We start from the raw sequence: 24,610 nt of genomic DNA on the forward strand, positions 1-24,610 counted from the left end.
CGAAATGCCGCTCAACCAGCCTCAGATAGCGGCCTCACAACCAATCTCCCGGCCGTACTTCGGCATTACCATCGGCTCGTCATAAGGCACCAAATGCTGAGATCGGCATTTCACGCCCTTCTTCAAAAATCCGGTCTCATCACCAGCCAGCACAGCCTCGGGGTCGCCGAGGTGTTCGACCACATACTCCCGCACATCGTCACGCACCGCATCGACATCCCAATCGGCCTTGCGCAGCAGCCGCTGCATCCCGTCCGGACTGCCCTCACCAGCGCGTTCGGCCAGCGTCCACCCGTTCTTACGCTCCAAACCCGCGAGCAGCCCCGACACATACTCCCGCACCCGCTCCCGCGGCTCCGAACGCGCGAATCTCCCCGCGATCCGCGACATCAACGAATCCAACTCCGCCACAACACGATCCAACACCACACATCACATCTACCAGCACCGACTCACACAGGTGCCGTTGCAGTATTAGTGCGTGACGTCAGTCCCGCAAAGCGTCGAGGATCGCCTGCTGCTCGTCGGGAATCTCGGGTGCGAAGGTCTGCTCGGCTCCATTGATCGCGAGTGTCGCCGACCGCAACACCCGCAGACCACGAACAATCACCCGGATACTCACCCCGGTCCGCGCCTGCGCGGCCCGCGCCACCGCCAAGGCTGTGAACACGATCGTCAGATGCGCCTCGATCGCGTCCTGGGTCCGCGCAAACATCGGCCGTGCCGCCAGATCGGTCTTCGACATCCGGAACGACGCCTCAGCGTGTCAACCACAATGCATTCATAACTGTGGTTCGGCTGGGTGAGTGGTGGGTTCGGTGGGTGTGGGGTCGTTGTGCCAGCGGCGGCGGAGGTGGTAGCCGCGGGGTAGGCGGCGGAGCTGGCGTAGGCGTTCGAGTTCGGTGGGGTCGGCGGTGATGATCCAACGCCGGGTGTCGGGGTCCTGGCGGGCGGTGACCCAGCCGCGGCGGATCCAGTTGTAGACGGTGACCGGTTGGCATGGCCAGTTCGGCGGCTAGTTCGGGCATCCACCATGTGTGTTGTCCGGGCGGCGGGGCCGGCCGCTGGGTGCGGTGGCCGGATCGGCCGGTGGTGGCGCGTAGCCGGTTCACCAGATCCCGGATTGCTTGGGGCCCAAAGGTTTCGAATCGTTTGGGCGGCCGCAGTCCCTCGGAGTTGAGGTGGTCGGCGATCTGGGCATCGGTCAGGCCGGCGTCATCGAGTTCGAGCACGCGGGAGACCAGTCGCGGATAGTAGGACAGTTGTTCCAGGCGCGCGACCGGGCGGGCCAGTTGCCCGCTGGTGCGGTGCCCGCCGGCCCAGCCGATCTCGGTTTCGACCTGTTCACTGTCGCCGATCACGGTGACGGTGACGACGTCGATGACTGCGCGTAGCAGTTGTTTGCGGTCGGTGTTGGTTGTGGTGGCGGCCTGCCAGAGGGCGGGGATATCGGCGGCAAGACCGCGGATGCGGTCGCGGTCGGCGGCTGACAGCACCGGCGGGGTGGCGGCGAGGAACCGGTCGTGGTCTTCGCGTAACCGTTCCAGCTCGGTCAAAGCCTGTTCCCAGTCACGCTCCAAAGTTCTTACCACCAACCGATTTTCCGGTTCGGCGAGCCGATAGCAGCGGGCGGCGCGGTCGGCGGCGTAGGCGGCGCGTTCCAGGCGCTGGGACCACAAGGTCTCGAGCCTGCCGCGTTCGGCCTCGATCTCGGCCGCTGCGGCGAGGGAGACCTCCAACGCTGCCGGGGCCAGCATCTGCAGCAGCGCTGCGCTGAGATAGGCGTCCACGCATCGGCCGGACAGGCGCTGACAGCAGGGCAAGCCGTAGTCGGCTTGGGCGCGGCAGCAGAGGTAGGTGTATCCGTTGACGACGCCGTCACGGTGGGTGTAGTGCACTGTCATCTTCGTCCCGCATCGCCCGCAGCGCAGCAGCCCGGTCAGCAGCGCCGGACCCTCCCGGACGGCACCCGGTGTGGCAGCGGTGGCCCGATTGGCTTGCAGCCGTGCCAGATTTGCCCGCCAGCGCTCAGCGGTGATGTAGGCGGGCAACCGGTCCGGCAGCACCACCTTCCACTGCTCCATCGGCACGCTCACCTTCCCCGTCGACGGCCGCCCGGCGATCCGCCGCCGCGGATCGACCGATCGGCGCCCATGCGCGTAGATCCCGGCGTAGATCGGGTGGCGCAGGATGTTGTTGACCGTCATCCGGCTCGGGCGCCGCCACTCCAGCTCACCGGCGTCGGGGCCCTCCCGCAACCGCACCCCGATCCGGATACCGTGCTCGACCAGATACCCCAGCACCGCGTTCACCGTGCCCAACTCGTCGAACAAGTCGAAGATCAGCTCGATGACCGTGCGAACCTGCTCGTCAGGGTCCTTGACGACCTCCCCGGACGGGCGCAGCACGTATCCGGTCGGGACCGCGAAGAACAGCTCGCCCCGTTTGGCCTTGGCGAGGCGACCCGACGCCATCCGCTGCTTGATCAGGTGCAGTTCGACCTCGCTCATGGTGCCCTTCAACCCCAGCAACAGCCGATCGTTGTACTCGCCCGGATCGTAGACGCCATCGCTGTCGGCCAGCAGCGTTGCGGCCAGCACACACAATTCCATCAGCTGATACCAGTCCCGGCCCGACCGTGCCAACCGTGAAACCTCCACTCCCACAATGATTCCCACATGACCCAATCCGACCTCGCTGACCAGCTCCGCGAAACCGGCCCGCCCGGCCGTGCTCGCTCCCGACATCCCCACATCGGCATCGATGACCTTCACCCGATCCCGCGCCCACCCCAGCGCGATCGCCCGGTCGACCAGCCCGTACTGAACCCGCAGCGACTCGGTGTGCTCAACCACCTGACGCATCGTCGACTGGCGCACATAGATCACCGCCAGCCGATCGGTGTGCTCGGCCCTCACCTTGCCCGGCCACTGCGGAATCTGCGCACTCATCGTCGGTGTCCCCATCACCCGAGCACGTCAGACGCCTACGGACCATCACCGTCAATACCCGGACCGCCGCGACCCGGCTCGCCACGGGCAGATCCGCCCACTCGATCGGCTCCGGCCTCACCGCCGGCCTCCACACGCGCAGTTGCCTCGACCTGCCGCTTCAACCGCTCAGCCACCGCAGCCATCCGCAGCAAGCCCTCACGTCCAATCATCAGCCCCTCCAGCCCGTTCCGGCTACAGGTGCATCATGAACCGCACGCTTCGACCTGCCACAAATCGTGATAACTCGCGATTACCGCGCCCGCGGCCATCATGTCCGCTGGCATGTTCGTGACGTAGCCTTTCAGCCCGGCCAACCGACGCGCCCGAGCCAACGCTGCGGTGTCAAGGGCCTTGCCGTCTTTGGCCGACTTCACGAATCGTGGTGTGCGAGCAGCCTTCACCCCGTCGATGACCTCCCGCGCTCGAGCCTCCTGCGCGTTGAGAGTCCGGTTGTCGCGGACGTAGCGTTTGGTCGAGTACGCCCAGATCGCCCGCCACGACCCCCGATGACGGTCCGGGTCCCATACCGGCTCCGCACGCAACCCAACATTGTTGTCGCTGTTCGCGCCACGTTTCGGCGTGAGGGTATCGATGACCTGCCCATCAGTGAAATACTCACCGTGCCAACGGAAATGCGACTCCAGGTCGATGGGCGCCTTCGTCACTCGCGACCCGACGATGAACCGCATCCCGGCGTCATCAAGCTTGGTCAGGTTCTCTGCAGACAACATTCCCGCGTCGGCGACGACAACGAAACTCTGCAACCGGTGCCGTGCCTGGAACCCTTCGATAATCGGCACGATCGTGTGCTTCTCGGCCTTGTTTCCAGCGAAACACCCTATCTCCAAAGGGAATCCGTTCCGGTCGACCAGCAATCCGACCACGATCTGCGGATCGACCCGCCGTTCCTTGGAGTTATGCCGAGCTCGGCATAATTCGAATTACGCCGAGGTTCCGGTTATGCCGAGGTCAGGGTGGTCGGGGTGGTGTCGGTGCTGTTCGGTCGGTGTGGCGGGGTCGGACCGCGCGGCATAACCGTCAGCGGTGGGGACGAGGATATGTCTTTCTGATGGTGCCCGGGTCTGCCCATCAGGAGGAGAATCACATGAACCCGGAATACACCAGCGATGCCCGCGCAGGGGCCGCATCGGTATCCGAGCTGATCGCCGAGTTCGGACAGTGGCTGGACAGTCAGCGCGGGTTGGCGCCGATCACCGTCGGCAATTACCGCTGGAATGCCGCTCAGTTCCTCGCCGATCTGCCGCAGCCCATACAGGTGTCGCTCGGCTTTCTCGACGCCGGGACGGTGACGCGGTTCATGGTCGAGTACTGCCGGGACCGCAACACGAACTCGGCGAAGACGATGGCCAGGTCGGTGCGCTCGTTCCTGCGGTTCGCGCATGCGACAGGCCGAACATCGACGCAGCTGTGGAGCGCGGTCCCCGCTTCCGCTAGTTGGCATTTGGCGTCGCTTCCCCGCTCGGTGCCGACCGTGGACGTCGAGCGGATACTGGCGGTCGCGGCGGGTTGGCGATCCACTCCCACGAGCCGCCGCGACTACGCGATCCTGCTGTTGCTGGCCAGGCTCGGGCTTCGTCGCGGCGAAGTCGCGGCGCTCGGCCTCGACGACATCGACTGGCGTGCTGGAGAACTCACCGTCGTCGGCAAAGGCGAGCGGGTCGAACGGCTGCCGTTGCCGGTCGAGCCGGGAGAAGCGATCGCCGCGTGGCTGGTCGATGGGCGGCCCGAATGTCGCACGCGGTCGGTGTTCACCACGCTCAGACCACCCGGTCGGCCGTTGTCGGCTGGGGCGATCGGCCACATCGTCGGCAGCGCCTGCCGCGACGCCGGGCTCGCCCGGATCGGGGCGCACCGGCTGCGTCACACGCTGGCCTCGTCGATGTTGCGGGCCGGCGCGTCGTTGTCGGAAGTGGGTCAGGTACTGCGCCACCGCAACCCGATGTCGACCGCCATCTACGCCAAGGTCGACGAGAGTGCTCTGCGACCGCTGGCCCAGCCTTGGCCCGGCACCGCACCGGCCGCGGGAGACGACGACGCCCGGAACCTGGTGCGTCCCTGGCCTGGTGCTCGATCATGAACACCCTGCGTGAGGACATTGCCAGCTACCTCGCCACACGTCGGACGATGGGATTCAAAGTCGAGGGCCTGGGCAAACTGCTGTCGAGCTTCGTCACGTTCTGCGAGGAACGCGGCGCCACGCACGTCCGCAACGACCTGGCGATTCAATGGGCCACGACCCAGATCAAGGTTCCGGTCAGTGATGCTCTGGTCGCCCGCCGGATGGACGCGGTCCGGATCTTCGCCCGCTACCAATACGCGCTGGACCCAGCCACGCAGATCCCCGACGACCTGATCTACCGGCGGCGTTACCGGCCGAAAGAACCGAACATGTTCAGCGAGAACGAGATACAGGCCCTGCTCGCCGCTACCGATACCTTGTCACCGCCATTCACAGCGTTGACCTGGCGGACTCTGATCGGTCTGCTCGCGGCCACCGGCATGCGCCCAGGTGAGGCATGCCGCCTCAGCGTCACCGACATCGACCTGGCCAACGGCGTGATCCAGATACTGCAGACGAAGTTCGGCAAGTCCCGGCTGGTGTTCATACACCCCAGCACAGCCAGCGCCTTGACCCGCTACCTGCAAGCACGCCAGGAATGGGTCGGCACCGCGGCACGGTCCTGCCCGGCGGTCTTCGCCGTCACCACGATGATCGGCTGGTATCGCGACGGCCAGGACGTTCAAGCGCGCTTGCCGCTGCTGTCGACCTGGCTCGGTCATGTCGATCCCGCCTCCACCTACTGGTATCTGCACGCCGTGCCCGAACTTCTCGCCCACGCCGCGGACCGGCTCGAGGCCCTCACGCCCCTGCCCACCAAGGAGCCGCTGTCATGACAGCGCCGACCGTGACGTCGTTGCTGCAAGGGTTCTTCGCCGAACGGCTGGTCAGGCAGCTACAGGCCAGCCCGCAGACCATCTCGGCCTACCGGGACACGATGAAACTCCTGCTGCTGTTCGCCGCCGAGAAAGCGAAAACGGCTCCCTCCCATTTGATGATCGACCACCTCGACGCCGTGACCGTCGGCGCGTTCTTGGCCTACCTCGACACCCAGCGGCACAACAGCACCGCGACCCGCAACGCGCGCCTGGCGGCGATCCATTCCTTCTACCGTTATGCGCTGCCGCTGATCCCCGACCGAGCCCACACCGCCAGCCAGGTGTTGGCGATCCCGCCACGCCGTCACGAACGGGCGATCGTGTCGTATCTGACCGGCCCCGAGACCGACGCCCTTCTCGCAGCGCCGGACTGCGGCACCTGGCACGGCCGCCGCGACCACGCCCTGCTGCTCACCACTGTCCAGACCGGACTTCGTGTCTCGGAGACAACAGGATGGACCACCCCGACATCACCACCACACACCCAGGCGCGGCCGTGCGCACCACCGGCAAAGGCCGAAAACAACGCGCCACCCCGCTGACTCGACAGACCGCGGCCACCCTCCACGCCTGGCTCGCGGAGGCCGGGCCCGCACCCGGCCGACCCGCGTTCCCGACACGACGCGGAACCCGAATGTCAGCCGACGCAGTGCAACGGCTCGTCGCCAAGCATGCCGCGACCGCCGCGCGATACTGCCCGTCGATCACCACCAAACATGTCACTCCCCACACCCTGCGCCACACCGCGGCGATGACGCTGCTGCACGCCGGCGTCGACACCTCCGTCATCGCCCTATGGCTGGGCCACCAAAGCGCCACGACCACCCACATCTACCTGCATGCCGACATGACCATCAAGGAACGAGCCCTCGCCCGCGTTCCCGAAATGAACACCACGCCAGGCCGCTACCGGCCCGCTGACGACCTCATCCACTTCCTCGACAGACTATGAGAACCCGCCCCCGCCGCTGGCGGTTATACCGCGCGGTCCGACCCCGCCACACCGACCGAACAGCACCGACACCACCCCGACCACCCTGACCTCGGCATAACCGGAACCTCGGCGTAATTGGAGAAGCCGACTTTGCGCAGGTCGTCTTCTTTCTCCGCTTCGAAATACAACGTGGTCACGTCGTACAAACACAAAGACACGTCGCCGTTGGTGGTCGCGTAGGTATCGCGGGTGCGGGCAGCGCACGCCATCTCGCACCCGTCCCGGATCTCGACGACACCACCGAGGCCCTACCCGCCGGCGACCTCGAAGACGCCGACGATCTGTGGGTGGCCGCCGCGCTGCGGTGGCGCGCGGTCATCGCGTTCTGGTGGCGCCCGGCCGCCACCGGAACCGTGGTCGTCGCGATCACCGTCCTCGCGTTCTTCGCCGTCGGCGCCGCCGTCGGGCTTGCCTGGTTCATCTACGGCATCGGCTGGACCGGACACAGCGTCTGGACCACCCACGGCCGCCCCAACCTCCGACGACTCGCCCGCACCCGGCGCGCCCGCTGGTAACCGACCCCGCCCTTTATCCCCAACACAAAGGAGGCACCAATTCCCATGGCTGACAACACATCCGAAACCGACCAGATCATCGACGAAATGGCCGGGCTGACCCGCCGGGTCAACCAGGTCATCGCCAGCTGGCGTGTCATGCACCCGCGCGCCACTCGCGTCCCGCGCAGCGTGCGCCGCGAGATCAACGCCCTGATCAAGTCCGACGCCGCCGACCGCAAATTCGCTCACGCCCAGGAACGCCGGCGAATGACCGCCCACATTCGCGAGTACCGGTGGCGACTGGTCAACGAGCGGCAGATCCGGGAGTGGGACACACCGAAAACGTGGTTCGACCGGCAGCGTGAACTCGATGCCGCCCGGACGCGGATCGAGACCGGCATCTACGCCACGCGGCATCTCACCGCCACCGAACGGGGACAGGCGATGACCGCGCTGGCCACGGTCCGCGCCTACCCGAGCGACCACGTCCGCCCGGTATTCCGGCCCGCCCGGGGCTTGGACGCGCTGCGCGCCCGCACCCGCGACGGAATCACCCGTCTGCGTGCCGGTATCGCCGCCCCGGCAGAACAGCGTCGATTCCAGCAGTGGGAACAGCTGCACCGCGAGTGCGCCGCGCAGGCCGCGCTCGCCGAACAGACGCGGTTCCAGCACGCCTGGTCGCAGACAATCGACCTCGACGAACCCATCCCGATGGTGCCGGTTGATCTGGGCCCCGGCCGCGGCGAGCCGACCGGGAGGACATATTCCGCGCGGCCGCAACAGGTCGCCGACCCGGTCGACCGGAACCACCGGGCCACCGGTCCCGAGACCGCGGGTGACCTCGAGCCCGAGCGCCGCTACGAAGCAGTGGTCGGTAGCGCTGAAATCCTGCGTACCCACCCGGATATGGCCCGGCGGACACAGACCGGCAGCCTGGCGCAGGCGCACGGATGGGCGTTGGACCAGCTCGCCGATGATCGGCAGGGCTGGCCCGCAGAGGCCGAACTCGTCGCCACCATCAGCCACGCAGGCGCCGAGTCACCGATCTACCACGCCGCCGGGCCGCGAGGCATGGTCATCGACGAGGTCACCGGCTGGCACATCGAGCCCGAGAACACCGCACTCACCGAGGTAGAGCAGCTGCGCGCTCAGCTGCACGCCGCCCGCGCCGAGAACGATCAGCTGCACACCGAGAACACCGAACTGGTCCGCAAATTCGCCGATCACGACATGTCTAGGCACCAGGCCCCGGCCGCCGGCGGACCCGTCGCGGCGGCGATGCCGCGGCCGACCGGACCGATCTTCCACGGCCCGGTCATCACCAAACCCGTCCTGAACGGACTCGACCGATGACCCGGCCCGTCCCGAACCGTGACCCGGCCCGTCCCGAACCGTGACCCGGCCCGTCCCGAACCGTGACCCGGCCCGTCCCGAACCGTGACCCGGCCCGTCCCGAACCGTGAGCCGGCCACCGAACCGGTTCGGCCATCAACCCACCCGGTGCCGGTCCTCGCGCCCGCCGACACCACCGAGGAGGACTGCGCAGGTGACTCCGGACCAGGCCCGCGACAAGGTCGCCAAACTCCGAGCCCACGCCGCCAGCGTCGACGGCACACCCGAAGCCGCCCTGTTCTACGCCAAAGCCAACGAACTCGCTGCCACACATGGGCTGCCGCTCACCGAGCACCAGCAGCCAGCCGCCGAAACGCCGCGCCCCCACCGGGCGCGGCCCAACGGACCGCAGCAATCGAACGCCGCGACGCAATCCGCCCCGACGACCGCGAGGAGGACCACCACCTTGACCAGCACCGCCACCAAGACCAAGCCCGCACGCCCGGCAGGCGACACCACGTTGAGCAAGGCGTTCACCCCGCGCACCCGCGCCGCGTTCAACCGCAACAGCGAGCCCGGCGCCCAGATCGACGGCTACATCGTCGCGATCGAGGAAGAACCCGACCTCGATTACCGCACGCGCGCACCGAAACTCGACGCCGACGGCAACGAGCGCATGGTGCCGATCCTGATCGTGCAGACCGACGGCACCACCAAGCCCTACGGGCAAGGACTGCGCAAGGTCTGGGTCCGCACCGGCATCGCCGACGCCCTCATCGGCGCGTGCATGGACGCCGGCGCCACCCGCACCGTCGTCGGCGGCAAGGTCCGCATCCGGTACGAGGGGCTCGGCGAACCGCCCGCCCCGAACTTCTCCGCACCCAAGCTCTACACCGCGATCTACGAGCCGCCGGTCGGCCAGGAGGCGTGCTGATGAGCGAACCGACCCGCGTCCTGCAGCTGGTCAACACCGCGGTCACCGCGCTGACCACAGGCGGGCAATCCGCGCTCGATGTCGTAATCCGCGATCTGGACGACAACGACATGGAAATCCTCATCACCCACATGGCCGAGTGCACCAACCTCAGCGCCCCCGCGGTCGTAGGGAGCCGAGTATGAGCGACACGGTCAATATCCCGGTGACCGGCGATCGGGACAACGTCAAAGCCACGATCACCGCCCTGGATCCCGTCGTGGACATCGTCACCGACTGGCGAATCTTCCCGCAGCGCAACGGAACCACGGTCAGCGCATACCTCGAAGCCCGCCCCCAGAACGGAGGCGCACAATGACTCTCGATATCTCGACGGCGCCGCAATTCGCGCCCCTCGAGATCGGCTCCCACACCCTCTACATCCCGGGTCGGGCAACGGCCAGTGCGCACGACACCACCCGCACCGAACAGGTGCCGGTGCGCAGCGACAGCCCTGCGCACCACAACGCACCAGCCGAAACGAACCCGGTGCGCAGCGTGCCGCGGGCGTGGCCGGTCCTGCTGCTGGCCCTGCCGGCGTTCGTCGCGATCTGGTCCGGTTGGGTCGGACTCGGAGAACTCACCGGATTCGGTCCGGTGCGGCCGCTGCCCGGAATCTGGGACCAGTTCACGATCAACACCGCGATCACCCTGCCGATCGGCATGGAGGCGTACGCGTCCTACGCGCTGTACGTATGGCTGTCGGGAGGAATCCGATCGGACCGAACCCGCAGCTACGCCAAGTATTCGGCATTCGGAAGCCTGATGCTGGGCGCCGTCGGACAAGTGGCCTACCACCTCATGCGCGCCGCCGCCGGCGTCGCCGTCGCGCCGTGGCCGGTGACCGTTCTGGTGGCCTGCCTGCCAGTCGGAGTGCTCGGTATGGGCGCGGCACTCGCGCACATGATCATCCGCGAACACCACGCTCCGAACCTGCGCACCGACGGTGCACAGGCGGTGCGTAGCTCGGAAAGCGTGGTGCGTAGCCCTGTGCAGAACGCGTCGCCCCGGTCCGAGATGAGCGTTACGAGGACGGGGCGTGCCGGTCGCCTTACCGATTGCGCACCAGATCCGGCAGATCGAAGCGACCCCGCCAACGGCTACCGCACCGGCCCGTGCGCGGGACCGTTGGGCCGATATCGCCGAAGAGATCTGCAACGCCGATCCTGCCGGACACCGCGACCCGGACAAGGTCGCCACAATCCTGCGGCTGAAATTCGAACACCAATGGTCGCACTCCCGCATCGCCGACCACGTCGAGCTCAGCGCCTCGGCGGTCACCCGCACCCTCACCGCTGCGCGCGAGCACATCGGTCCGTCGGAAGGAGGAACACAATATGGAAACTGAGGTGTATTTGCAGGCCAAGGATTGCGAGAAACTGACCGGAATCCCCGCCGCCACCTGGCGCTACTGGGCCCACATCGGTGCCGGTCCCGCGAGCTTCAAACTTGGGCGCCGCCGGGTCTGGCGCAAGAGCGTCATCCTTGCATGGATCGACGAACAGGAGGCGGCCACCGTCAGAGGCGGTGTGGCCTAGTGGCAGCACGACGGAATCGACGTGCTGGGGTCGAAGACCGCTGGTACAAGTCCGTCGTCACCGTTGGGGACAACGGGGCGAAGACGACCGACAAGGTTCCCTCAGCGCAGCACGGCAGGGGAAGGCGTTGGCGTGCACGGTATGTCGACGATGACGGCCAGGAGCATGCCAAGGCGTTCGTCCGCAAGACCGACGCGCAATCCTGGCTGGACAGCGCGACCAGCTCGCTTGTGGCCGGTACCCACGTCGCACCATCCGCCGGCCAGAACACAATCGGCCACATCGGCCCGACCTGGCTCGACTCGCAACCGCATCTAAAGGACACGACCGACTCGACCCGTCGAATCACCTGGCGTGTGCATGTCGAGCCCCGCTGGGGCACAACGGCTGTCCGGGATGTGCGCACCGGACAGATTCGTGCGTGGGTTGCGGAAATGATGGCCGCCAATGTCGGCGTCCCGACGATCGAGAACGCGGTCGGCATCCTGCGCATGGTCCTCGAAACCATGGTCGAGCACCGCCAGCTGCCGCGAAATCCGTGCACCGGCGTGAAACTGCCGCGCCGCAAGCACAAGCGGCGTGGCTACCTCACACACGTGCAGGTCCATCAGCTCGCCGGTGAGGTCACCGAAAACTCCACGGCGGTAAGGCTCCTCGCGTACACGGGTCTTCGCTGGGGAGAGATGGCGGCGTTGAAAGTCGCGAGCTTCGACATGCTCCGCCGTCGGCTCAACGTGCTGGAGGCGGTAGCCGAGGTCGAGGGCAAGCTGGTGTGGTCGAACACGAAAAACCACGAGAGGCGGTCGGTGCCCTTTCCGAAGTTCCTGACCGATGAGCTCGCAGCTCTCATGAAAGGGAAAGGCCGTGACGATCTCGTATTCGCGTCGACGGACGGGAAGGTTCTGCGCGTATCGACCTATCGTCCTCGCGTCTTTCGGCCCGCGGTTGATCGACTGCGTGCTGCCGCGGAGCAAGCTCGCGTGCAGGAAGCGCTCGACGGGGACGCGGTGACACCTGAATTCCCGATCATCACTCCACACGACCTGCGGCACACTGCGGCATCGTTGGCGATCAGCGCCGGCGCGAACCCCAAGGCGGTGCAAACGATGCTCGGGCACAAGTCCGCGGCCATGACCCTCGACACGTACTCCGATCTGTTCCCGGACGATCTCGAGGTAGTAGCGGATCGGCTCGACACTGCGGCGCGGGCCGCAATCGAATCAGCTGCGGACGCACTGCGGACGGGAGAGGTAAACGGACTCTCCGGCTAGCTGGAAATAGAGCAAGGCCCCTGGCCATGTGGACTGGTCAGGGGGCTTTTCCGTGTCTCCACACACGAGTCGGGGTGACAGGATTTGAACCTGCGACCTCTTCGTCCCGAACGAAGCGCGCTACCAAGCTGCGCCACACCCCGTGAAGCGAACCTGGAGTAGCTTACAACAGCTCACGTCCAGACGTTAAACCCGCAGGTCAATCAGCCTCCATGGGGGCGAATGCTGGTGAAGATGCGCATCGCGGTGGCCGCGTCGACGGCATTGGGGACGCCGGTGTCGGCCGCGATCACCATCACGAAATTGCCGCTATCGGTGGGGGTGGCGAAGGTGTAGATCGAGTAGTCGGTTGCGCAGCCCGGATTGGCCTTGGTCGCAGTGCCCTTGGTCTCCACGAACATGCCCTGCTGGGAGCCGTCGAGCGAGCGGAGCGGCTGCGCGGCGCTCGGGATACCGCCCGGTGAGTCGGTGTAGGCGATCTTGGCCGTCCTGGTGCCGAGTTCGGTTGCGGCGGTTGCCGAATCGGCGTCCTTGGAGCCGGTCAGGAAGGCCACGGTGCGGGTCGAACCGGGGCAGTAGCTCTTTCCCTCGGTGGCCAGCCCCTTGCCGGTGACAGCGTCCGGCGGATCGCCGAAGCCGCCGACCTTGCCGTCGGGGGCGACTGTCCAGTCGGCGGGTACGTCATAGGCGGCCCCGAGGTCCGAGGCCACTACAACCTGGTAACCGGGTACGACGGGGGCCTCGCTATTGGCGGGGGCGTGCTTGGTGGTGGTCGGCTGGGTTGAGGTATGTGAACCCGTGGGGGTGAGTGCGCTCACCATCGACGGAACCGGATTCCGCGCCGCGGTATCGTCCGAGCGGTGGCCGGCCGTGACGATCGCCGCCGTCGCCCCGCCCGCGACCACGAGCGTCGCGACCGCGGCGGCGATCCATGCGGTGCGGCGCCCGTGGCCCGGTCGGTTCGCACTCGATGCGGCGGCCAGGTCCGAGGCGAATCGGTCAGCGAAGAACGCATTGGCGCCACCGCTCGGCCCGTAGGGAGCTTGCATACCGCCGTGCGGTCCGGAAGGCGTTGCGCCGGGCTGGAATTGCGTCGCCGAGCCCGGCTGCCATGCCGGCGCGGGTTGCGGCGCCCACTGCAGGGTCGGATCGAATTGACCAGGGGCGCTTGCTGTTTGCCGCGCGGTCTGCCACGGCATGGGCATCGCCGGTGCGACGCCGCCGTTCCACGGTGTGGCGGTCGGTTCGGGGCCGAACGGCGACAGTGCGGCCGGATCGAGCTCGACCGGCGCACCGAATGTGCCGTGCGCCGCGTCGGCCCCCGACTGCGTGGGAGTGGACTGCCCGGATCCGGGCAATCCGAGCGCGGGGCCGAATTGCTCTGCCCCATAAGGCTGTTGCTGATACGGCGTACCGGTTTCGCGCCGGTCGTCGAAATCACTCACACTGTCCCCTGCCTGATGTCAGTCAGTCTCGGCAAAGGACCTTACAGCGTCTCTGGAAACCCCTTGTCGATGGTTCCCGACACCAACCTTCTCGGATGTCCGACGTGCACACCACCTGGTGTGCACGTCGGTTTCCGTTTCATCCGGGCGGGTTTCACACACACCGCGATGCAGGCCGGGGCCTCCCGTCGATGGACATTGTCACCGGGTCGCGCGCTTCGGCCTCTCGGACCGGGGCAGTGCTGCTCTGCGTCCGGGATGAGATCGTCTGCGACAGAGAGTTCTCGACGCGCTCTCAGCGGAACTCAGCGGGCGATGGCTTCCGAGGGCGAAACGCCCTGTCCGCTATCGGCATTGGGACGTTTCGGCGGTGCGGCGACCAGCGTCAGCAGCGTCGCCTCGGGGCGGCAGCAGAAGCGGTACGGCGCCCACGGGGAGGTACCGAGACCCGCGGAGACGTGCAGTTGGGTGTGCGCGCCCCACTTGGACGAGCCCTTCACCCGCGAGCGATCGATACCGCAGTTGGTGACCAGCGCACCGTATCCCGGCAGGCACAGCTGGCCGCCGTGCGTATGTCCGGCCATGACCAGGTCGTAGCCGTCCTCGGCGAAGCGGTCCAGCACCCGGGGCTCGGGGGAGTGGGTCAGGCCGATGCTCAGCACGGCGAGCGGGTTGGGCGCACCGGCGACGGTGTCGTACCGGTCGCGCTGCAGATGCGGATCGTCGACGCCCGCGCTCGCGATCCGAATGCCCGCGACCTCGACATCACGGCGGACATGGGTCAGATCGAGCCAGCCGCGCTCGGTGAAGGCCGCGCGCAGGTCCTTCCACGGCAGCGGCGCGCCGTACACCCGGCGGTGATCCTTTTTGAAGTATTTCGCCGGATTCTTCGGCACCGGCGCGAAATAGTCATTGCTGCCGAAAACGAAAAGGCCCGGGCGGGAAAGCAATCCGCCGAGGGCCTGAACCACCGCGGGCACCGACTTCTGGTGCGAAAGATTGTCGCCGGTATTGACGACCAGGTCCGGCTCCAGCCGGTCCAACTCCCGCAGCCACTGCTGCTTGAGCTTCTGACCAGGCATCATGTGCAGATCGCTGATGTGCAGCACCCGTAGTGACGACGAGCCCGGCTGGAGCACGGGCATCGTGGCCTCGCGCAGTACGAAGGCGTTTCGTTCGATCAGCGAGGCGTAGCCGATACCGGCCACCGCGGCCCCGGCGGCTCCCAACGCGGTTCGTCGGATGGCGGAGGTCGAGATTACGGGCATTTGCCCAGCATAGGTGACCCCGGTGCGGAACGCCGAGTGTGTTTCCGCACAAGCGGTCGGGTCGGTGTGGTGAATCCGGGTCGAACGCCAAATGTAATGGGCCGGGAACCGGGAAACGGCTACCGTGTGGCACATGTCGGAACTCAAATCGCAGCTGCGTGCGGATATGACCGCCGCGATGAAGGCCAAGGACACGCTGCGCCTCGCCACCCTCAGGATGCTGCTCGCCGCCATCCAGACCGCGGAGGTCGCGGGCTCGCAGGCACGTGAGCTCTCCGACGCCGAGGTCATCGCAGTACTGCAGAAAGAGGCGAAGAAGCGCAGCGAGTCGGCCGAGGTCTACGCCCAGGCCGGGCGTGGCGAACTGGCCGCCAACGAACACGCCGAGGCGCGCATCATCGATGAATATCTGCCGACGCAGCTGACCGACGCCGAGGTCGCCGATGTCGCCGATACCGCGATCGCGCAGGTCGCCCAGGAACTCGGCGAGCGCCCGGGCATGCGCCAGATGGGCCAGGTCATGAAGGCCGCCACCGCGATCGCCGCCGGTAAGGCCGACGGCTCTCGCATCTCGGCCGCCGTGAAGTCGCGTCTGTAGCCGTACCGAAGAAAGCCGCCGATCCGGGATCCGGATCGGCGGCTTTCGTATTTATGAGGAGTTATCGAGGGGCAGGGAATCCCGGAATACTCGGTAATCCCGGAATGCCTGGAATGCCCGGAATCGGAAGACCGGGCGCAGGCGCCGGTCCAGGTGCCGGCGCGGGTGCCCGTTCCGTCCCGTCGCTGATATAGATCGTGATCACCGACCCGGGAATCGCCGACCCATTCGGCGCTGTCCCCATCACCGTTCCCTTCGGCGGCGCACCGGTGCCGTTCACCGGCGAGACCTGGAAGCCCGCGGCGACCAGCGCGGCAGTCGCCTGACCCTGCGTCATGCCCGCGACATCAGGGACCTGGGCCTGGTTGGACCCGCGCACATATTTGTCGTCCAGCGGTGGCAGTGCGGGCGGCGAGAAGTTCCCGAGCACCGGCTTGACCGCGTTGAACCAGGTGCGAGCGGGTTCATTACCGCCGAAGAGATTGCCGTCGCCGCAGCCGCGCAGCGGGAACGAGCAGATCTCACCGGGTGTCGGGCTGTCGCCGTAGACGTAGGCCGCGGCCGCCAGTGAGTTGGTGAAGCCGAGGAACGCCGAGGAGCGGTGGCTCTCGGTGGTTCCCGTCTTGGCCGACAGCGGCGCGTTCCAGCCGGTCGCCCGCGCCGCGCCGGCTGCGGTGCCGCTGATGTCGTCCTGACTCATGGCATTGGCCAGCGTATTCGCCAGTCCGGGATCGACGACCTGCTCGCACGCCTGCTGGGTGAGCGGCACCGTCTTGCCGGAGCGGTCGATCACCTCCTTGATCGGCGATGGCGGGCACCACCGCCCGCCGGACCCCAAGGTGGCGGCCACATTCGACAGCTCGAGCGGGTTGATCGCGACCGGGCCCAGGGTGAACGAGCCGAGGTTCTGTTCCTTGATCATGTCCGCCAGGCTCTGGTTGCCGTGGCCCGAGCTGCCCGCCTCGGTGTAGGAACGCATGCCGAGGCGCACCGCCATATCGACGGTCGGGGTGACCCCGACGGCCTGGATCAGCTTGACGAACGCGGTATTCGGCGAGGTGGCCAGTGCTTCGGTGACCGACATCGGCGACTTGTAGTTACCCGCGTTCTGCACGCAGTAGGTGGCGGGCGGGCAGCCGCGCGCACCACCGTTACCCATGCCCTTCGCCTCGAACCGGCCAGGCACATCGAGCTGAGCGTTGATACCGAGGCCCTTTTCCATGGCCGCGGCTGTGGTGAAGAGCTTGAAAATCGAGCCCGCGCCGTCACCCACCATCGAATACGGCTGCGGCTGCACTGTTTCGTTGGCATCGCGGTTCAGGCCGTAGGTTCGGCTGCTGGCCATGGCCAGCAGCGGATGCGAGTCCTGCCCCGGGCCGACCACGGACATCACCTGGGCGATGTCGTCGAGATTCGGGTTCGCGGCCTCGGTGACCGAGCGTTTCACCGAATCCTGCAGAGCCGGATCGAGCGTGGTCTTGATCGTGTAGCCACCGGTATTGATCTGCTCGCGGCTGATACCGGCATTGGCCAGGTACTGCAGCGCGTAGTCGCAGAAGAAGCCGCGATCGTTGGCGGCGATGCAGCCGCGCGGCAGGCCCTTGGGCTCGGGGAGCACACCGAGCGGTTCGGACTTGGCCTTGCGGAATTCCTCGGCGCGGCTGGGGATGTTCTGGATCAGCGTGTCCAACACGGTATTGCGCCGCTGTAGCACACCCTCGGAATTGGTGTAGGGATTCAGCTTCGAGCTGGACTGCACCATGCCCGCGAGCATCGCCGACTGCGGCACATTCAGATTCGCGGCGTCGACGCCGAAATAGGTCTGCGCCGCGTCCTGTATGCCGTAGGAGGAGTTACCGAACGGGACGAGATTCAGGTATCGGGTGAGGATCTCGTCCTTGGTCAACTCCCGGTCCAGGGTGAGCGCCATCCGGATCTCGCGCAGTTTGCGTGCGGGAGTGGTCTCGATGGCGGCCCGGCGCTCGGCGTCGGTCTTGGCGACGACGAGTAGCTGGAAGTTCTTCACGTACTGCTGATCGAGGGTGGACGCGCCCTGTTGCACCTCGCCGCTGCTCGTATTGGTGACGAACGCGCGCATGGTGCCGGTCCAGTCCACACCCGCGTGCTCGGCGAAGCGCCGATCCTCGATGGAGACGATCGCCAACTTCATATCGTTGGAGATCTTGTCGCTGGGGACCTCGAAGCGGCGCTGCTCGTACAACCAGGCGATGGGTGTTCCATTCGCGTCGACCATGGTCGAGACGGCGGGGACAGTGCCCTCCACCAGCTCTGCGGACACATTGTCGACGGCGTCGGCGGCGCGGTTGGAGACGAACCCGAAACCGCCTGCGAGAGGGAACAACAACCCGGCGACGAGCACGGCGGCCAGCGCGCAGCTGCCGGCCAGCCTCGCGAGCGTATGTGTGATCGGCACGGACCCAGACTACGGGGTGCCGATCCGGCGCTCTCGGGTGTGTTTGCGAGTAGCTCGGATCCTGGAGTTCGCATGCCGGATTGGGCGTGTCGTGGGACGGATTCCGGCGTGTCGCGGAGGGGCGGACCGCAGGTCGAGTCGACCGCCCGGTTCTGGATCACGGGTGCAGGGACGGACGTACCAAAAAGTCTCGGGACGGTCTTGCGCAGAAGCCATACCTTTACCTAGATTGAGAACCCAGTGTGATAGAGCTAACACTCAAAGTGGAATGTGGTGCAGTTCGCGGCGGGGTTTGGGTTGCTGCGACACTGACACGCGATTCTGGAGCGCCGTTGACCCGGTGTTCGGACTGCAAAGGGGCACACCAAATGCACATGACAACCCCCATCGCTCGATTGGACGTAGAGCAGGCCGAAGCAAGGATCGCCTGGGTAGCCCAGGCCCGATGCAAGGAAGTAGACCCTGATCAACTGTTCGTCCGCGGCGCGGCGCAGCGCAAGGCGGCGACGATATGCAGGCACTGCCCGGTGCTGATGCAGTGTGGGGCCGATGCACTCGATAATCGAGTCGAGTTCGGCGTGTGGGGTGGAATGACCGAACGGCAGCGTCGTGCGCTGCTCAAGCAGCACCCGGAGGTGACGTCCTGGGCGGACTTTTTCCAAGCCCAGCGTCAACATCAAATCGCAATCTAACCCTGGAACTGAAGCCGAGCCCGCGATTGCGGGCTCGGCTTCGTTAACGGGTCTATATCAAACCGGCATCGGAATGACACGGTCGCCCAATCGATTTCGCCGCCGACAACGCCTCAGGCGGTCACCTCGACCGGGTGCGCATCGGTGAGTTGCGCCGCGACGGCACGCAGTGCCGCCAGATCGGAGACCTCGAAGGGCAGGGCGGTCACCGAGGCGATCGGCACCCGTGGGTGCGCACCGGTGAACCGGTGCAGCAGATGCTGTTCGCGCTTGGCGGTAGCGACCCGCTGGGCGTGGATACGCAGCACCGCGGCGGTCAGCGGATCGGATTCGGCGAGCTGATCGGCGGCGGTCAGCGCATGATCGGCCGACAGTGAACTGAGCATCGGGTGGGTTCGGTTCAAGATCAGCCCGGCCAGCGGCATGCGTTCGGTCGAGAGCCGGTCGACGAAGAAGGACGCCTCGCGCAGCGCATCCGGTTCGGCGGCCGCGACCACCAAGAAGTGCGTGCCCGGCTTGGACAGCATCGCGTACGTGCGGTTCGCGCGATCCTGGAATCCACCGAACAACGACTCCAGCGACTGCAAGAAAATCGACGCGTCCTTGAGCATCTGGCCGCCGACAATAGTCGAAACCGCGCGCACGGCCAGGCTCATCGCGCCGGTCACCAAACGGGTGACACCGCGACCGGGAGCCATGATGACCCGGATCATCCTGCCGTTCAAGAAGTTTCCGAGTCGCTGCGGCGCATCGAGGAAATCGAGCGCATTGCGCGACGGGGGAGTGTCGACCACGATCAGGTCCCACTCCTTGCGTCCGGCCAACTGACCGAGCTTTTCCATCGCCATGTACTCCTGCGTACCGCCGAAGGAGGAGGCGACCGTCTGATAGAAGGGATTGGCGAAAATCTGCTCCGCTTTCTCCGGACTGGTGTGCTCGAGCACCATATCGTCGAAGGTGCGCCGCATATTGAGCATCATCGCGTGCAGTTCGCCCTTCGCGTCCGGACCGAGCGCCACCCGCTGCGGGGTGTTGTCCAGATCGGCGACACCGAGTGACTGGGCCAGCCGACGTGCCGGGTCGATGGTGAGCACCACGACCTTGCGACCCTGCTCGGCCGCGCGCAATCCGATGGCCGCCGCGGTGGTCGTCTTGCCGACGCCGCCGGAGCCGCAGCAGACCACCACCCGCGCGGTGGGATCGGCGATAATGCTCGAAACATCCAGTGGCGTGGCCACATTCGGACTACTCATCGGACCCCCTGCTTGCTCAGATGTTCGGCAAGTTCATAGATGCCGCCGAGATCCATGCCGTCGGCGAGCGCGGGCAGATACATCCGCGATACATCCACCTTCGCCAGTTCGGCGGCGCTTTCGTCCTGTGCCCGCAAAGTGGCCGAATGCTCGACGGTTTCGGTGATCAGGCCCTGGAAGTCCTGGTCCGACAGGGAAATTCCGGTCTCGGTGAGTCCGGCGCGAATGGCATCGCGATCGATATCGCCCTGTGCGGCTTTATTGCGCACGTCGGCCGGCAGTTGGCCCTTGGTCGCCCGGTTCACGATGACGGTGCCGATTCGCAGGTCATTGGCGGTGAGTTCGGCGACCGCATCGGCGGTTTCCTGCACCGGCAGCGCCTCGAGCAGGGTGACCAGGTGGATCATCGTCTGATCGGAGTGCAGCAGCCTCGTGACGCCCTCGGCCTGCGAGGCGATCGGCCCGCCCTTGGCCACCTCGACCATGGCCCGGGTGACATCGAGGAAGCTGGCGATCCGTCCGGTCGGCGGTGCGTCGACGACGATTTCGTCGAATACAGGCTTGCCCTGCTTATCCACCCGGACCGTGCATTCCTTGATCTTGCCGGTCAGGATGACATCGCGCAGACCGGGTGCAATCGTGGTGACGAATTCGATGGCGCCGACCCGGCGCATCGCCCGCCCGGCGAAGCCCAAGTTGTAGAACATATCCAGGTATTCGAGGAAGGCGTGCTCGATATCGAGTGCGAGCGCGACTACTTCACCGCCGCCGTCCGCGGTGGCGATCCTGGTTTCGGTGGGCGGCAGCGGCGGCAGATCGAACAGTTGGGCAATGGACTGCCTGCTCTCCACCTCGACCAACAGCACCCGCCGTCCGCCCGCGGCCAGCGCGAGTGCCAGCGCGGCGGCGACCGTCGACTTACCCGTTCCCCCTTTGCCGGAGACATAGTGCAGGCGGGCCTTATCCGCGCGTTCCGGCCAACCTGTCTCCGGCTCCGGCTCCGCCGAAATAGGCACTGCTGTTGGTACTCCCACGATCGCGAGCCTATAACCCGTTCTGACATCGCGTCCCAGCGATATGGTCAGCGCCTCATTTCCAGCGATTCTGTCCCAGACGCCAGCTGCAGAGCTTGCCCCAAGGTGAGCTCCCCGCTCTGTCGACCACACGGAGCTCTGTCTTATCAGCGAGGAGTTCGCGGCCTGTCTCGCGTCCGAGCCGTCGAAGCGATGCGACGAAGTCGCGGGATTCGACCATTCGATGCGGGGTGCATCAGGTGCTGAGCGATCCGTCGTTGGTGACTACCCACGGAGCGAGTCTTGCGGGCGAGGAGTTCGCGGCCTGTCTCGCGTTCGAGTGGTCGAAGCGCCTGCCGTAGGCGCGGGATTCGACCATTGGATGCGAGTGCGTTAGGTGCTGAGCGATCCGCCATGGGTGATCACCTCGGAGCGAGTTTTACGAGCGACCGTTGACGGTCTGTCTCGTGTCCGAGCTGTCGATGCGATGCGACGAAGTCGCGGGATTCGACCATTGGATGCGGGTGCGTCAGGTGCTGAACGATCCGCCGTCGGTGACCACCACGGAGCGAGTTTTACGAGCGACCGTTCGCGGCCCGTCTCGCGTCCGAGCCGTCGAAGCGATGCGACGAAGTCGCGAGTCTCGACGGCTCGGACGCGAGACACCAGGGGGCCGCGAACACGCAGCGCCGAAGGCGCTGCCAAAGTTACAGCATGAGTGATTCGAAGGTGTGGGAGTACGCCACCGTTCCGTTGCTGACGCATGCGACCAAGCAGATCCTGGACCAGTGGGGCGCCGACGGTTGGGAGCTGGTGACCGTGCTGCCCGGTCCGACCGGTGAACAGCACGTCGCTTACCTCAAGCGCCCCAAGTAATCGAAGGGACTTGCACTTATGACCCAGTGGGAGAAGAACCTCGCCCAGCTCGGCCTGGCCCTGCCGCCGGTCGTGGCGCCGGTCGCCGCCTACATTCCGGCGATCCGCACCGGATCGCTGGTCTACACCTCCGGTCAGCTGCCGTTCGTGGACGGCCAGTTGTCGGCGACCGGCAAGGTCGGTGCGGAGGTCTCGCTCGAACAGGCCAAGGAGGCGGCCAAGTTCTGCGCGCTGAACGCGATTGCCGCGGTGCACGATCTGGTCGGGCTCGATGCGGTGGTGCGCATTGTGAAGGTCGTCGGATTCGTCGCCTCCGCACCGGGATTCACCGATCAGCCGCAGGTCGTCAATGGCGCCTCGGAATTGCTCGGCGCGGTCTTCGGTGATGCGGGCGTGCACGCGCGCTCCGCGGTCGGCGTCGCCGAACTGCCCCGTAACACCCCGGTCGAAGTCGAACTGATCGCCGAAGTGCGATAGACAGGATCGATGACGCTCACCCATCCCGCATACGGCCGGCTGCGGCAGGTCACGCCGACCGCGGCCGTCGTGCTCGCGGACAATCCCGGCCAGATGACGCTGGAGGGGACCAATACCTGGCTGCTGCGTGCGCCGGGGCAATCGGAATACGTCCTCGTCGATCCGGGACCGAAGGACAAGGCGCACAGCGAGACGCTCGCGCGGGTCACCGGCGGCAATATCGCGCTCACCCTGATCACGCACCGGCATCACGATCACACCGGCGGTATCGACCGGCTGGTCGCGCTGACGGGTACGCCGGTGCGGGCCAGGACCGCCGAATTCCTGCGTGGTTCGGATGCGCCGCTGGTCGACGGAGAGGTGATCGAGGCCGCCGGACTGCGGATCACCGTCCTCGACACTCCCGGCCACACCAAGGATTCGGTGAGTTTCGTACTCGACGACGCGGTGTTGACCGGTGACACCATCCTCGGCTTCGGCACCACGGTCCTCGATTCCACCGACGGCGCCCTCGCCGATTACCTGGCATCGCTGGACAAGTTGGTCGAGGCGGGTGCGGGACGTGCGCTGCTACCGGCACACGGTCCGGATCATCCCGATCTGGAACCGGTAGGGCGGTACTACATCGCGCATCGGCAGGAGCGGCTCGATCAGGTGCGGGCGGCATTGCGCGTGCTCGGGCCGAACGCGGGGGCGATGTCGGTTGTGCGCAAGGTCTATGCCGATGTGGACAAGCGGCTGTGGCCGGCGGCACGCAATTCGGTGCGAGCGCAGTTGGAGTACCTGCGCGCCGAGCAGAACTAGAAACACCGAAAGCACGCTGAGTTCATTCGGTAGCTGAACTCAGCGTGCTTGTGCGTTCAGATGCGTCAGCGCGCGCGGCGGGCCAGGCGCTCGGAGTCGGAGATCAGTACGCTCTTGCCCTCCAGCCGTAGCCAGCCGCGGTGCGCGAAGTCGGCCAGAGCCTTGTTCACGGTCTCGCGGGAGGCGCCGACCAACTGCGCGATCTCTTCCTGGGTGAGGTCGTGGGTGACCCGCAGCGCACCGGCCTCCTGGGTGCCGAACCGCTGCGCGAGCTGCAACAACGCCTTGGCGACCCGGCCGGGGACGTCGGTGAAGATCAGGTCGGCCAGGTTGTTGTTGGTGCGGCGCAAACGACGGGCGAGAACGCGCAGCAGTTGCTCGGCGATCTCGGGCCGCTGGTCGATCCAGGACTTGAGTGCGTCACGGTCCATGGTGACCGCACGGACCTCGGTCACGGTGGTAGCGGTCGAGGTCCGCGGACCCGGGTCGAAGATCGACAGCTCACCGAACATGTCCGACGGACCCATGATGGTCAGCAGGTTTTCCCTGCCGTCCGGGGAACGTCGTCCGATCTTCACTTTTCCGGAGGTGATGATGTACAACCGGTCGCCGGGCTCGCCCTCGTTGAAGATGACATGGCCGCGCGGAAAATCCACGGGCTGCAGTTGTTTGGCGAGAGCCGCCACCGCGGTGGGCTCTACGCCTTGGAAGATGCCGGCTCTGGCGAGGGCCTCGTCCACGAATGTGCTCCTTATGGGAAATGGCTCTGTCCTGGACCGAAGCGATTCGGCCAACAGCGCAGTCTACGCGGCATTACAGCAGCGTAGTGACAGACACCACGTAACGAGTCGATTGCGCGGCATGCCAGGTACCGGTTGGCAGGGGATTCAGCTGGCGCGTGCGACGTCCAGCTCTTCGCCACGGGACCGACGCCTGCGCATCCGTGCCACCGCGGCGGGCAGTCCGAGCTTCGTCAGCTCCTTCACTTCGGCGTTGCTTGCCTTGTCCAGGTACTGCTGAACCTCTTCGTCGGGTTCGAGAAGTTTGCGGAGCCGATTCTCGACCCGCTCCATGCCCAGTGCAAAAAGCATCAGCACCACTGGGAAGAGCACCACAGCGAGTCCTTGCATGACGAGCAGTAAACACGGTCCAGGTCTCAGATGGAACACGGCAAGAGATCTAGGAGGGAACCGT

The 24,610-nt window shown here is 66.3% G+C and carries 26 protein-coding genes, 1 tRNA gene and 3 pseudogenes; 17 read left to right on the forward strand and 13 right to left on the reverse strand.

Translation table 11 applies throughout. The annotated features are described in order from the left end of the window. Positions 1-108: 108 nt before the first annotated feature. From ACQPXH_RS02545 to ACQPXH_RS02560, 4 genes and pseudogenes are all read right to left on the reverse strand, one after another. Positions 109-429, reverse strand: a pseudogene (locus ACQPXH_RS02545) (transposase); the annotation flags it as partial. A gap of 58 nt (positions 430-487) precedes the next feature. After that, positions 488-766, reverse strand: a pseudogene (locus ACQPXH_RS02550) (IS1634 family transposase); the annotation flags it as partial. After that, positions 759-2,966 carry a recombinase family protein gene (locus ACQPXH_RS02555; protein WP_433600735.1) on the reverse strand — a complete coding sequence of 736 codons (2,208 nt, stop codon included), beginning with the start codon at positions 2,964-2,966 and terminating at the stop codon, positions 759-761. The pseudogene ACQPXH_RS02550 and the gene ACQPXH_RS02555, both read right to left, overlap by 8 nt. A 245-nt stretch (positions 2,967-3,211) precedes the next feature. Continuing rightward, positions 3,212-3,907, reverse strand: a pseudogene (locus tag ACQPXH_RS02560) (IS1634 family transposase); the annotation flags it as partial. A gap of 191 nt (positions 3,908-4,098) precedes the next feature. On the opposite strand from ACQPXH_RS02560, the gene ACQPXH_RS02565 reads away from it, so the two are divergent. The 9 genes from ACQPXH_RS02565 (at position 4,099) to ACQPXH_RS02605 (ending at position 10,066) form a co-directional block, all read left to right on the forward strand. Continuing rightward, the gene (locus ACQPXH_RS02565; RefSeq protein WP_433600736.1) at positions 4,099-5,091 is read left to right on the forward strand and encodes a tyrosine-type recombinase/integrase; all 993 of its coding nucleotides are present in this window, start codon (positions 4,099-4,101) and stop codon (positions 5,089-5,091) included. Further along, on the forward strand, positions 5,088-5,909 hold the full coding sequence (locus ACQPXH_RS02570; RefSeq protein WP_433600737.1) for a tyrosine-type recombinase/integrase: 822 nt from the start codon (positions 5,088-5,090) through the stop codon (positions 5,907-5,909). The genes ACQPXH_RS02565 and ACQPXH_RS02570 overlap by 4 nt, the downstream gene beginning before the upstream one ends. After that, entirely contained in the window at positions 5,906-6,493 is a 588-nt protein-coding gene (locus tag ACQPXH_RS02575) for a tyrosine-type recombinase/integrase (RefSeq protein WP_433600738.1), read from the forward strand. The genes ACQPXH_RS02570 and ACQPXH_RS02575 overlap by 4 nt, the downstream gene beginning before the upstream one ends. Next, complete coding sequence (locus ACQPXH_RS02580; RefSeq protein WP_433600739.1) at positions 6,406-6,903, forward strand: tyrosine-type recombinase/integrase; 498 nt, start codon at positions 6,406-6,408, stop codon at positions 6,901-6,903. Before ACQPXH_RS02575 ends, ACQPXH_RS02580 begins: the two co-directional genes overlap by 88 nt. 329 nt (positions 6,904-7,232) lie before the next feature. After that, positions 7,233-7,460: a hypothetical protein gene (locus ACQPXH_RS02585; protein WP_433600740.1), complete on the forward strand. Its 228-nt coding sequence runs from the start codon at positions 7,233-7,235 to the stop codon at positions 7,458-7,460. 45 nt (positions 7,461-7,505) lie between these two features. Beyond that, positions 7,506-8,795, forward strand: coding sequence for a hypothetical protein (locus ACQPXH_RS02590; protein WP_433600741.1), 1,290 nt, complete (start codon positions 7,506-7,508; stop codon positions 8,793-8,795). A 193-nt stretch (positions 8,796-8,988) separates the two neighbouring features. Further along, complete coding sequence (locus ACQPXH_RS02595) at positions 8,989-9,708, forward strand: DUF2786 domain-containing protein (RefSeq protein ID WP_433600742.1); 720 nt, start codon at positions 8,989-8,991, stop codon at positions 9,706-9,708. Further along, complete coding sequence (locus tag ACQPXH_RS02600; RefSeq protein WP_433600743.1) at positions 9,708-9,893, forward strand: hypothetical protein; 186 nt, start codon at positions 9,708-9,710, stop codon at positions 9,891-9,893. The genes ACQPXH_RS02595 and ACQPXH_RS02600 overlap by 1 nt, the downstream gene beginning before the upstream one ends. Beyond that, the gene (locus ACQPXH_RS02605) at positions 9,890-10,066 is read left to right on the forward strand and encodes a hypothetical protein (protein ID WP_433600744.1); all 177 of its coding nucleotides are present in this window, start codon (positions 9,890-9,892) and stop codon (positions 10,064-10,066) included. Before ACQPXH_RS02600 ends, ACQPXH_RS02605 begins: the two co-directional genes overlap by 4 nt. A 58-nt stretch (positions 10,067-10,124) precedes the next feature. On the opposite strand, the gene ACQPXH_RS02610 is transcribed toward ACQPXH_RS02605, so the two are convergent. Then, positions 10,125-10,412 (reverse strand): hypothetical protein, encoded by a 288-nt coding sequence (locus ACQPXH_RS02610; protein ID WP_433600745.1) that lies wholly within the window; start codon positions 10,410-10,412, stop codon positions 10,125-10,127. Positions 10,413-10,786: 374 nt separating this feature from the next. Here ACQPXH_RS02610 and ACQPXH_RS02615 point away from each other — a divergent pair, with 374 nt between their 5' ends. Genes ACQPXH_RS02615 through ACQPXH_RS02625 form a run of 3 tightly spaced genes read left to right on the forward strand, consistent with a single transcriptional unit; the run spans position 10,787 to position 12,556 of the window. Further along, positions 10,787-11,095 carry a hypothetical protein gene (locus ACQPXH_RS02615; RefSeq protein WP_433600746.1) on the forward strand — a complete coding sequence of 103 codons (309 nt, stop codon included), beginning with the start codon at positions 10,787-10,789 and terminating at the stop codon, positions 11,093-11,095. After that, on the forward strand, positions 11,085-11,285 hold the full coding sequence (locus ACQPXH_RS02620; protein ID WP_433600747.1) for a helix-turn-helix transcriptional regulator: 201 nt from the start codon (positions 11,085-11,087) through the stop codon (positions 11,283-11,285). Before ACQPXH_RS02615 ends, ACQPXH_RS02620 begins: the two co-directional genes overlap by 11 nt. Continuing rightward, a complete protein-coding gene (locus ACQPXH_RS02625; RefSeq protein ID WP_433600748.1) occupies positions 11,285-12,556 on the forward strand; it encodes a tyrosine-type recombinase/integrase in 1,272 nt (423 codons plus the stop codon). Before ACQPXH_RS02620 ends, ACQPXH_RS02625 begins: the two co-directional genes overlap by 1 nt. Before the next feature lie 69 nt (positions 12,557-12,625). Here ACQPXH_RS02625 and ACQPXH_RS02630 read toward each other — a convergent pair. The 3 genes from ACQPXH_RS02630 to ACQPXH_RS02640 form a co-directional block, all read right to left on the reverse strand. Then, positions 12,626-12,699, reverse strand: a tRNA-Pro gene (locus ACQPXH_RS02630). Between the two features lie 60 nt (positions 12,700-12,759). Beyond that, positions 12,760-14,001, reverse strand: coding sequence for a hypothetical protein (locus ACQPXH_RS02635; protein ID WP_433600749.1), 1,242 nt, complete (start codon positions 13,999-14,001; stop codon positions 12,760-12,762). Between the two features lie 305 nt (positions 14,002-14,306). Then, the gene (locus ACQPXH_RS02640) at positions 14,307-15,269 is read right to left on the reverse strand and encodes a metallophosphoesterase (protein WP_387294162.1); all 963 of its coding nucleotides are present in this window, start codon (positions 15,267-15,269) and stop codon (positions 14,307-14,309) included. Between the two features lie 133 nt (positions 15,270-15,402). Here ACQPXH_RS02640 and ACQPXH_RS02645 point away from each other — a divergent pair, with 133 nt between their 5' ends. Next, positions 15,403-15,867 carry a GatB/YqeY domain-containing protein gene (locus tag ACQPXH_RS02645; RefSeq protein ID WP_063046865.1) on the forward strand — a complete coding sequence of 155 codons (465 nt, stop codon included), beginning with the start codon at positions 15,403-15,405 and terminating at the stop codon, positions 15,865-15,867. 61 nt (positions 15,868-15,928) lie between these two features. Here ACQPXH_RS02645 and ACQPXH_RS02650 read toward each other — a convergent pair whose 3' ends face one another. Further along, positions 15,929-18,301 carry a penicillin-binding protein gene (locus ACQPXH_RS02650; RefSeq protein WP_433600750.1) on the reverse strand — a complete coding sequence of 791 codons (2,373 nt, stop codon included), beginning with the start codon at positions 18,299-18,301 and terminating at the stop codon, positions 15,929-15,931. 368 nt (positions 18,302-18,669) lie between these two features. Here ACQPXH_RS02650 and ACQPXH_RS02655 point away from each other — a divergent pair, with 368 nt between their 5' ends. Beyond that, the gene (locus tag ACQPXH_RS02655; protein WP_040686051.1) at positions 18,670-18,993 is read left to right on the forward strand and encodes a WhiB family transcriptional regulator; all 324 of its coding nucleotides are present in this window, start codon (positions 18,670-18,672) and stop codon (positions 18,991-18,993) included. Positions 18,994-19,106: 113 nt separating this feature from the next. On the opposite strand, the gene ACQPXH_RS02660 is transcribed toward ACQPXH_RS02655, so the two are convergent. Both ACQPXH_RS02660 and ACQPXH_RS02665 read right to left on the reverse strand, forming a co-directional pair. Next, positions 19,107-20,246 carry an ArsA family ATPase gene (locus ACQPXH_RS02660; RefSeq protein WP_433600751.1) on the reverse strand — a complete coding sequence of 380 codons (1,140 nt, stop codon included), beginning with the start codon at positions 20,244-20,246 and terminating at the stop codon, positions 19,107-19,109. Then, positions 20,243-21,262, reverse strand: coding sequence for an ArsA-related P-loop ATPase (locus tag ACQPXH_RS02665; protein WP_433603267.1), 1,020 nt, complete (start codon positions 21,260-21,262; stop codon positions 20,243-20,245). Before ACQPXH_RS02665 ends, ACQPXH_RS02660 begins: the two co-directional genes overlap by 4 nt. A gap of 711 nt (positions 21,263-21,973) precedes the next feature. Between ACQPXH_RS02665 and ACQPXH_RS02670 the strand changes: the two genes are divergently transcribed. The 3 genes from ACQPXH_RS02670 to ACQPXH_RS02680 are packed head-to-tail and all read left to right on the forward strand — an operon-like array spanning position 21,974 to position 23,416. After that, on the forward strand, positions 21,974-22,135 hold the full coding sequence (locus tag ACQPXH_RS02670; RefSeq protein ID WP_085998464.1) for a DUF4177 domain-containing protein: 162 nt from the start codon (positions 21,974-21,976) through the stop codon (positions 22,133-22,135). 18 nt (positions 22,136-22,153) lie between these two features. Beyond that, positions 22,154-22,612, forward strand: a complete 459-nt coding sequence (locus ACQPXH_RS02675) for a RidA family protein (protein WP_433600752.1) — start codon at positions 22,154-22,156, stop codon at positions 22,610-22,612. A 9-nt stretch (positions 22,613-22,621) separates the two neighbouring features. Beyond that, positions 22,622-23,416 carry an MBL fold metallo-hydrolase gene (locus ACQPXH_RS02680; protein ID WP_433600753.1) on the forward strand — a complete coding sequence of 265 codons (795 nt, stop codon included), beginning with the start codon at positions 22,622-22,624 and terminating at the stop codon, positions 23,414-23,416. Positions 23,417-23,481: 65 nt separating this feature from the next. Here the strand turns inward: ACQPXH_RS02680 and ACQPXH_RS02685 are convergent, their stop codons facing one another. After that, complete coding sequence (locus ACQPXH_RS02685) at positions 23,482-24,156, reverse strand: Crp/Fnr family transcriptional regulator (protein ID WP_011206875.1); 675 nt, start codon at positions 24,154-24,156, stop codon at positions 23,482-23,484. Between the two features lie 147 nt (positions 24,157-24,303). Beyond that, positions 24,304-24,546 carry a hypothetical protein gene (locus ACQPXH_RS02690; RefSeq protein ID WP_040686056.1) on the reverse strand — a complete coding sequence of 81 codons (243 nt, stop codon included), beginning with the start codon at positions 24,544-24,546 and terminating at the stop codon, positions 24,304-24,306. Between the last annotated feature and the right edge of the window lie 64 nt (positions 24,547-24,610).

The sequence above is a fragment of the Nocardia sp. CA-135953 genome, assembly GCF_050955735.1.
Taxonomy (GTDB): domain Bacteria; phylum Actinomycetota; class Actinomycetes; order Mycobacteriales; family Mycobacteriaceae; genus Nocardia.

Excerpts from the sequence above, each read along its gene's own strand:
- ACQPXH_RS02555 (WP_433600735.1), bottom strand. The coding sequence starts at position 2,966 with ATGGGGACACCGACGATGAGTGCGCAGATTCCGCAGTGGCCGGGCAAG.
- ACQPXH_RS02565 (WP_433600736.1), top strand. The coding sequence starts at position 4,099 with ATGAACCCGGAATACACCAGCGATGCCCGCGCAGGGGCCGCATCGGTA.
- ACQPXH_RS02570 (WP_433600737.1), top strand. The coding sequence starts at position 5,088 with ATGAACACCCTGCGTGAGGACATTGCCAGCTACCTCGCCACACGTCGG.
- ACQPXH_RS02575 (WP_433600738.1), top strand. The coding sequence starts at position 5,906 with ATGACAGCGCCGACCGTGACGTCGTTGCTGCAAGGGTTCTTCGCCGAA.
- ACQPXH_RS02580 (WP_433600739.1), top strand. The coding sequence starts at position 6,406 with ATGGACCACCCCGACATCACCACCACACACCCAGGCGCGGCCGTGCGC.
- ACQPXH_RS02590 (WP_433600741.1), top strand. The coding sequence starts at position 7,506 with ATGGCTGACAACACATCCGAAACCGACCAGATCATCGACGAAATGGCC.
- ACQPXH_RS02600 (WP_433600743.1), top strand. The coding sequence starts at position 9,708 with ATGAGCGAACCGACCCGCGTCCTGCAGCTGGTCAACACCGCGGTCACC.
- ACQPXH_RS02605 (WP_433600744.1), top strand. The coding sequence starts at position 9,890 with ATGAGCGACACGGTCAATATCCCGGTGACCGGCGATCGGGACAACGTC.
- ACQPXH_RS02610 (WP_433600745.1), bottom strand. The coding sequence starts at position 10,412 with ATGCCGATCGGCAGGGTGATCGCGGTGTTGATCGTGAACTGGTCCCAG.
- ACQPXH_RS02620 (WP_433600747.1), top strand. The coding sequence starts at position 11,085 with ATGGAAACTGAGGTGTATTTGCAGGCCAAGGATTGCGAGAAACTGACC.
- ACQPXH_RS02640 (WP_387294162.1), bottom strand. The coding sequence starts at position 15,269 with ATGCCCGTAATCTCGACCTCCGCCATCCGACGAACCGCGTTGGGAGCC.
- ACQPXH_RS02645 (WP_063046865.1), top strand. The coding sequence starts at position 15,403 with ATGTCGGAACTCAAATCGCAGCTGCGTGCGGATATGACCGCCGCGATG.
- ACQPXH_RS02655 (WP_040686051.1), top strand. The coding sequence starts at position 18,670 with ATGCACATGACAACCCCCATCGCTCGATTGGACGTAGAGCAGGCCGAA.
- ACQPXH_RS02660 (WP_433600751.1), bottom strand. The coding sequence starts at position 20,246 with ATGAGTAGTCCGAATGTGGCCACGCCACTGGATGTTTCGAGCATTATC.
- ACQPXH_RS02670 (WP_085998464.1), top strand. The coding sequence starts at position 21,974 with ATGAGTGATTCGAAGGTGTGGGAGTACGCCACCGTTCCGTTGCTGACG.
- ACQPXH_RS02675 (WP_433600752.1), top strand. The coding sequence starts at position 22,154 with ATGACCCAGTGGGAGAAGAACCTCGCCCAGCTCGGCCTGGCCCTGCCG.
- ACQPXH_RS02680 (WP_433600753.1), top strand. The coding sequence starts at position 22,622 with ATGACGCTCACCCATCCCGCATACGGCCGGCTGCGGCAGGTCACGCCG.
- ACQPXH_RS02690 (WP_040686056.1), bottom strand. The coding sequence starts at position 24,546 with ATGCAAGGACTCGCTGTGGTGCTCTTCCCAGTGGTGCTGATGCTTTTT.